The following is a 2,206-nucleotide window of genomic DNA, read 5'->3' as shown; positions in this document are numbered from 1 at the left end:
GGTGGATTGTGAACGCATACGAATTGTGATAAACTGGAATCACTATAAAAAGAACGGAGGGTTCCCCGTGTTGTACATTAAATTCCGTTTCACCACTTTGTGCGTATAATTGAATACTGCCAAAGGCTCTGCACCTGTGCAGAGCGAACGGGATAGGTGTACTATGATAAAGGGGACCAATTGGAACTTTAGAATAGAATATGCCTGATTTGGCCGGGAACGCGAACGGGGACGTGATCTTCTGTTCGTGGATTTCGGGCTGTTTGAGGGACCGTTTGCGTAAACACAGGTGTAGTACCTGTGTTTATTTTTTTCCTATAAAGGAGGAACTCGGTTATGACCATGACGGAACAACAACAGTTAGAGCAAAAAGCCATCTTGGTTGGCGTGAATTTAAATCATCAGTCGGATTTCGACTATTCGATGGAAGAACTAGCGAATTTGGCGGAGGCCTGCGACATTGAAGTCGTGGGCGTGCTTACGCAAAACCTGCCTAAGGTCACTCCGTCGCATTATATCGGTACAGGCAAAATTGCCGAGGTGCGGGCGCTCTTGGAGGCGCACGACGGCAATCTCGTGATTTTTAATGATGAGTTATCCCCGTCGCAGCTGCGAAATCTGGAGTCCGATCTGGAGTGTAAAGTGATTGACCGGACGCTGCTGATTCTGGATATTTTTGCGGAACGGGCGAAAACCCGCGAGGCCCAGCTCCAAGTTGAGGTGGCCCGGCTGAAGTATATGCTGCCGCGGCTCATCGGGCTGCGGGAATCGCTGGGGCGCCAAAGCGGCGGGGTCGGCACGAAGAACCGCGGTGCGGGGGAGACGAGACTGGAGCTTGATCGCCGGCGGATTGAGGAGAAGATCACCGCGCTCAGCCGTGAGCTGGAGACGCTGGTGGCCCATCGCCAAACCCAACGCAAACAGCGCAAGAAGAACGATGTGCCTGTCGTATCGCTCGTTGGCTATACCAATGCCGGGAAGTCGACGATCATGAACGCGCTGCTCGAAACATATACTCCCGGAATGGAGAAGCAGGTGCTGGAGAAGGATATGCTGTTCGCCACGCTGGAGACGTCCGTCCGCAATATCCCGCTGGAGGATAACAAGTCGTTTTTGCTGACGGATACGGTGGGCTTCGTGAGCCGGCTGCCGCATCACCTGGTCAAGGCGTTTCGATCCACATTGGAGGAGGTTGCTGAGGCGGATCTTTTGATCCATGTCGTTGATTATTCCAACCCGGAATTCGCGCGGATGATCGAGATCACGCACCAAACGTTGAAGGAAATTGGCATCACCGACATCCCGATGATCTATGCCTACAACAAGTCCGATCGGACGGAGCAAGCATTCCCAAGTGTCCAGGGAGATATCATTTACTTGGCCGCTAAGCCGCGCATCGGTATTGCCGAGCTGGTGAATGAAATCCGCCGGCGGATTTTCAAGGACTACGTGAAGTGCACGATGTTGATTCCGTACGATAAAGGGTCCCTCGTTTCTTACTTGAATGAGCAGGCCAACGTGCTCGAGACGAGTTATGAGGAAGAGGGAACAAAGCTCGTTCTGGAGTGTAAGCAAAGCGATTACGGAAGATATAAGGAGTATGTGCTCGAAGGTGCGGAGTGACAGGAAAATATTTTCGCTTATCGGTTGTCGGATGGGAAGGGAAGACGTATAATAGCCCTCAAAACACGTCTTTCTAACAAAGGAGAGCGATAAGCATGTCCGATATGTTAGTGAAATTATACGATCTTCCCCCCTTCGAATCGGCCCAGCAGTACGAAGCCCGGACCGGGATCACCATTCGCCGTGCCATCGGCCCGGAGAAGCATGTTGTCGCGAAATGGGTAGGCGAGCATTTCAATGAGCACTGGGTAAGCGAATGTGAAGTAGCTCTTGCCCGTTCGCCGGTTTCCTGTATTATCGCCATTGAAAACGGAAAGCTGCTAGGCTTCGCCTGCTATGATGCCACGATGAAAGGGTTCTTCGGACCCACCGGCGTTGATGAGAAGGAGCGGGGCCGGGGGATCGGCAAACAGCTGCTGCTGCATACGCTCGACCTGATGCGGATGGACGGTTACGGATATGCGGTAATCGGCGGCGCGGGCCCGAAAGATTTCTACGCCAAGGCGACCGGCGCGATCGTGATTGAGGGCTCGGAGCCCGGAATATACAAAGGGATGCTGCGATAGGGCAGCATCCCTTTTTG

2 protein-coding genes are annotated in these 2,206 nt (G+C 52.9%); both read left to right on the top strand.

The window, feature by feature from the left end; translation table 11 throughout:
• Positions 1-336: 336 nt before the first annotated feature.
• On the top strand, positions 337-1,623 hold the full coding sequence (hflX, locus tag POTG_RS19150) for a GTPase HflX (RefSeq protein WP_009226497.1): 1,287 nt from the start codon (positions 337-339) through the stop codon (positions 1,621-1,623).
• 95 nt (positions 1,624-1,718) lie between these two features.
• Positions 1,719-2,189 carry a GNAT family N-acetyltransferase gene (locus tag POTG_RS19145; protein ID WP_009226496.1) on the top strand — a complete coding sequence of 157 codons (471 nt, stop codon included), beginning with the start codon at positions 1,719-1,721 and terminating at the stop codon, positions 2,187-2,189.
• Positions 2,190-2,206: the final 17 nt, after the last annotated feature.

This window comes from Paenibacillus sp. oral taxon 786 str. D14 (assembly GCF_000159955.1).
Classification (GTDB): Bacteria; Bacillota; Bacilli; order Paenibacillales; family Paenibacillaceae; genus Fontibacillus; species Fontibacillus phoenicis.
This window is presented reverse-complemented; position numbering and strand designations above follow the sequence as displayed.

What these genes read in the sequence shown, in the direction of transcription:
- hflX (WP_009226497.1), top strand. Translation starts at nt 337, where the DNA reads ATGACCATGACGGAACAACAACAGTTAGAGCAAAAAGCCATCTTGGTT.
- POTG_RS19145 (WP_009226496.1), top strand. Translation starts at nt 1,719, where the DNA reads ATGTCCGATATGTTAGTGAAATTATACGATCTTCCCCCCTTCGAATCG.